A 3,851-nucleotide genomic window follows, 5' to 3' on the forward strand; every position below is an offset into this window, starting at 1 on the left:
GGTGCGGGTCATCAACGGCAAGCCGACGACGCTCGCCACGCTGCGCGAGAGCGTCAACGTGATCCGCGAGCTGGTGAACGGCCGGACGGCGGAGTACCGAGGCTCGAAGATCCGGTTCCCGTGGGCGTCTCGGAGCCGCGCGGAGGTGTGGGTCGCGGGCTACGGCCCCAAGGCGCTCAAGCTGATCGGAGAGGTGGGTGACGGGTTCATCTTGCAGCTCGCCGACCCGCACATCACCGAGTGGACGATCGGCGCCGTCCGAAAGGCTGCCGAGGAGGCCGGCCGCGATCCGGACGACGTGATGATCTGCGTGGCCGCGCCGGCCTACGTGACCGAGGACGTCGCTCATGCGCGGGATCAGTGCCGGTGGTTCGGCGGCATGGTCGGCAACCACGTCGCCGACATCGTCGCGCGCTACGGCGAGACCTCGGCCGTCCCGAGGGAGCTCACCGACTACATCAAGGGACGCGAGGGCTACGACTACAACGAGCACGGACAGGCGGGCAACGTCCACACCGAGTTCGTCCCCGACGAGATCATCGACCGCTTCTGCATCCTCGGTCCGGTCGAGGAGCACGTGCGTCGCCTGGAGGGGCTGAAGAGCCTGGGCGTGCATCAGTTCGCCGTCTACCTGCAGCACGACGCCAAGGACGAGACCCTCCAGGCCTACGGCGAGAAGGTCATCCCGGCCATCGCCGACACGGTCCGCGCGAAGACGTGACGCCCGGAAGGCGGACCGAGACCCTCCGGCGCTTCCGGCGAACCGCGATGTTCCTGCTGGCGCTCGTGCTCGTCACCGCGATCTGGGAGCTCTACAAGCTCGTCGGGCCGCCGGACGGGGGGACGGTCTTCGGCTGGACGATCCTTCCCCGGGCCAACGACATCGCGATGCCGCACGTATGGGAGATGCTCTCCCGTTACGCCGACCCGGAGCGGCGTGGGTCCTCCACCCCGATCGCGGTCATCGTCCTGCAGGGTGCGTGGTTCACGTTCCGGATCGCCATCGTCGGGTTCGCGATCGGTACGTTGCTCGGCCTCGGTCTCGCCGTCCTGATGGCGCGGTTCAAGGTGGTCGAGCGCGGTCTCTTGCCCTACCTGGTGATCTCGCAGACGGTGCCGCTGATCGCCCTCGCGCCGCTCGTCGTGAGCTGGGGCGGCCGACTCTCGCTGGGCGCGTTCGAATGGCCGCGGTGGCTCTCCGCGGCGGTGATGGGTGCCTTCCTCGCATTCTTCCCCGTGGCGGTGGGCACGCTCAAGGGCCTGACGTCGACCCCGCCGGCCTCGCTCGAGCTCATGGCCTCGTACGCGGCCTCGTGGCGCCAGACGCTGTTCAAGCTGCGGTTCCCGGCCGCGGTCCCCTTCATGATCCCGGCGCTCAAGCTGGCGGCCACGGCTTCCGTGATCGGGGTGATCGTCGCCGAGCTCTCGACCGGCCTTGCGGGCGGGGTCGGGCGCCTGATCATCGAGTACGCGCGCCAGGCGACCGGCGATCCGTCGAAGGTCTTTACGGCGGTCATCGTGACCGCTCTCCTGGGCCTCGTGATGGTCGGCCTGGTGGGGCTCGCCGACGTGACGCTGATGCGCAACCGGCCGCGGGAGACCGTCGAGTGAACGCGGTCGAGGTTCGGGGTGTCTCTAAGGTCTTCAACGCAGGCCGCCCGAACGCCGTGGAGGCGCTCGTCGGCATCGACCTCACGATCGAGCCGGGTGAGTTCGTGTCGCTGATCGGTCCGTCGGGCTGTGGGAAGTCCACGCAGCTCCGGCTGATCGCGAACCTGACCGAGCCAACGAGCGGCGAGGTCCTGGTCAACGGCAAGCCGGCGCGAGCAGCCCGGTTGGACCAGGACTACGGCATGGCGTTCCAGCAGGCCGGACTGTTCGACTGGCGGAGCGTGACGAAGAACGTCGAGCTCCCGCTCGAGCTAAAGGGGTGGGACCGCGCGCGACGGCGGCAGCGTGCGCTCGAGATGCTCGAGCTGGTCAAGCTGTCCGAGTTCGCCGACCACTTCCCGTGGCAGCTCTCGGGAGGTATGCAACAGCGCGTGGCGATCGCCCGCGCGCTCGCCGCCCACCCGCCGCTGCTGCTGATGGACGAGCCGTTCGGCGCGCTCGACGAGATGACCCGCGAGCACATGCAGGTGGAGCTGCTCCGGATCTGCGGCCAGACCTCGACCACGGTCGTGTTCGTCACGCACTCCATCCCGGAGGCCGTGTACCTGTCCACCCGTGTCGTCGTGATGTCGCCTCGACCGGGCCGGATCACGGACGTGATCGACGTAGACCTCGGGACGCATCGTGACGTCGAGACCCGCGAGGCCGACGCGTTCTTCAAGAAGGTCACCGAGGTACGCGAGGCGCTCCGCGGGATCGACACCACGGGGATCGAGCCCGACATCGAGCAGGCGCTCGAGGAGCCGGTCGAGGGATGAGACTTCCTCGCGCTTCGTTCTTCAGCCTGATGTGGCCGCCCGTCGTGTTCGGCGTCGCGTTCCTCGTGCTGTGGGAGACGGCGGTCGCGGTCTTCGATTTCCAGACGTATTTCCTGCCACCTCCCTCGGCGATCTGGGACGCGTTCCGCGCCAACACGGCGCTGATCTGGGAGGCCACGAAGGTGTCGGGGCTGAACGCATTCGTGGGGCTGGTCGTCGGCACAGCGCTCGGGATCGCGATGAGCTTCCTGCTCGCGCGGTTCCGACTACTGAACGACCTGATGACCCCGCTCGCGATCGGACTGAACGCCGTGCCGATCTTCGTGCTGGTCGCCATCTTCAACAACATGTATCCCGTCACGAGCGAGGTGCCTCGGCGCATGATGGTGACCCTCGTCGTCTACTTCATCGTGTTGGTCAACGTCGCACGGGGGCTCCGCGAGGTCGGCGCGATCCAGCTGGAGCTCATGCGCTCGTACGCGGCCAGTGAGGCGGCGATCCTGCGCAAGGTGCGCATCCCGAACGCCGTCCCTTACCTGTTCACGTCGCTGAAGATCGCGGCGCCCGCATCGGTGATCACCGCGTTCGTCTCCGAGTACTTCGGGGGATCACAGAACGGACTCGGGAGCCGGATCGTGAGCAACATCGCGCTGTCGAACAACGCAGAGGCCTGGGCCTACGTCCTGGGAGCGTGCCTGCTCGGCCTGGCCTTCTACATCGCGGCGCTCGTCCTCGAGCGCTTCGCGGTGCCGGGCGGGATCAGCACGGTCGAGCAGGTTGGGGCATGATGGCGCATCGCAGCACGGGAGCATCGGCGGGGGGCCCGCCCCGCCGGAGGAAGGGGCGCGCATGAAGAAGGGAAGGGGGGTCTTCGCTGCCGGCCTGCTGGCGTTGACGCTCGTCGCGGCGGCGTGCGGGGACGACGACGACGGCGGCGGGGGTGGTGGCGGCGGCGAAGGTGGCGGCGACTGCAGCACCGTCGACCAGGTCAGCTTCCAGATGCAGTGGTACATCCAGTCCCAGTTCGCGGGGTACTACGCGGCGCAGGACCAGGGGTTCTACGCCGACCAGTGCCTCGAGGTGGAGCTAATCGAGGGCGGCGTCGACATCGTGCCGCAGCAACCGCTGGCCGACGGCGCGGTGGACTTCGCGGTCGCGTGGGTTCCGAAGGCGCTGGCGACCCGTGAAGCCGGGGCCGACATCGTCGACATCGCGCAGGTGTTCCAGCGCTCGGGGACGCTCCAGGTGTCGTTCGCGGACTCGGGCATCACGACGCCTGCCGACTTCGCCGGCAAGACGGTCGGCAACTGGGGATTCGGCAACGAGTACGAGGTCTTCGCGGGGCTCGCGCAGGCCGGACTGGACCCCGCCGCCGACGTCACGCTCGTCCAGCAGGACTTCAACATGGACGGGCTGCTCGCG

The 3,851-nt window shown here is 68.4% G+C and carries 5 protein-coding genes; all 5 read left to right on the plus strand.

Annotated features, from left to right (window positions below):
- Positions 1–721 (plus strand): TIGR03842 family LLM class F420-dependent oxidoreductase (locus VFI59_08335; protein HET6713702.1); only part of this gene is annotated, 721 nt, incomplete at its 5' end.
- A complete protein-coding gene (locus VFI59_08340) occupies positions 718–1,611 on the plus strand; it encodes an ABC transporter permease subunit (GenBank protein ID HET6713703.1) in 894 nt (297 codons plus the stop codon). The genes VFI59_08335 and VFI59_08340, both read left to right, overlap by 4 nt.
- The gene (locus tag VFI59_08345) at positions 1,608–2,429 is read left to right on the plus strand and encodes an ABC transporter ATP-binding protein (GenBank protein HET6713704.1); all 822 of its coding nucleotides are present in this window, start codon (positions 1,608–1,610) and stop codon (positions 2,427–2,429) included. Before VFI59_08340 ends, VFI59_08345 begins: the two co-directional genes overlap by 4 nt.
- On the plus strand, positions 2,426–3,217 hold the full coding sequence (locus tag VFI59_08350; GenBank protein ID HET6713705.1) for an ABC transporter permease subunit: 792 nt from the start codon (positions 2,426–2,428) through the stop codon (positions 3,215–3,217). Before VFI59_08345 ends, VFI59_08350 begins: the two co-directional genes overlap by 4 nt.
- Positions 3,218–3,278: 61 nt before the next feature.
- Positions 3,279–3,851: ABC transporter substrate-binding protein (locus VFI59_08355; GenBank protein HET6713706.1), on the plus strand; the 573-nt coding region annotated here is incomplete at its 3' end.

The organism is Actinomycetota bacterium (genome assembly GCA_035697485.1).
GTDB lineage: Bacteria > Actinomycetota > UBA4738 > UBA4738 > HRBIN12 > JAOUEA01.

Coding starts and splice junctions, on each gene's coding strand:
- VFI59_08350 (HET6713705.1), top strand. CDS start 2,426: ATGAGACTTCCTCGCGCTTCGTTCTTCAGCCTGATGTGGCCGCCCGTC.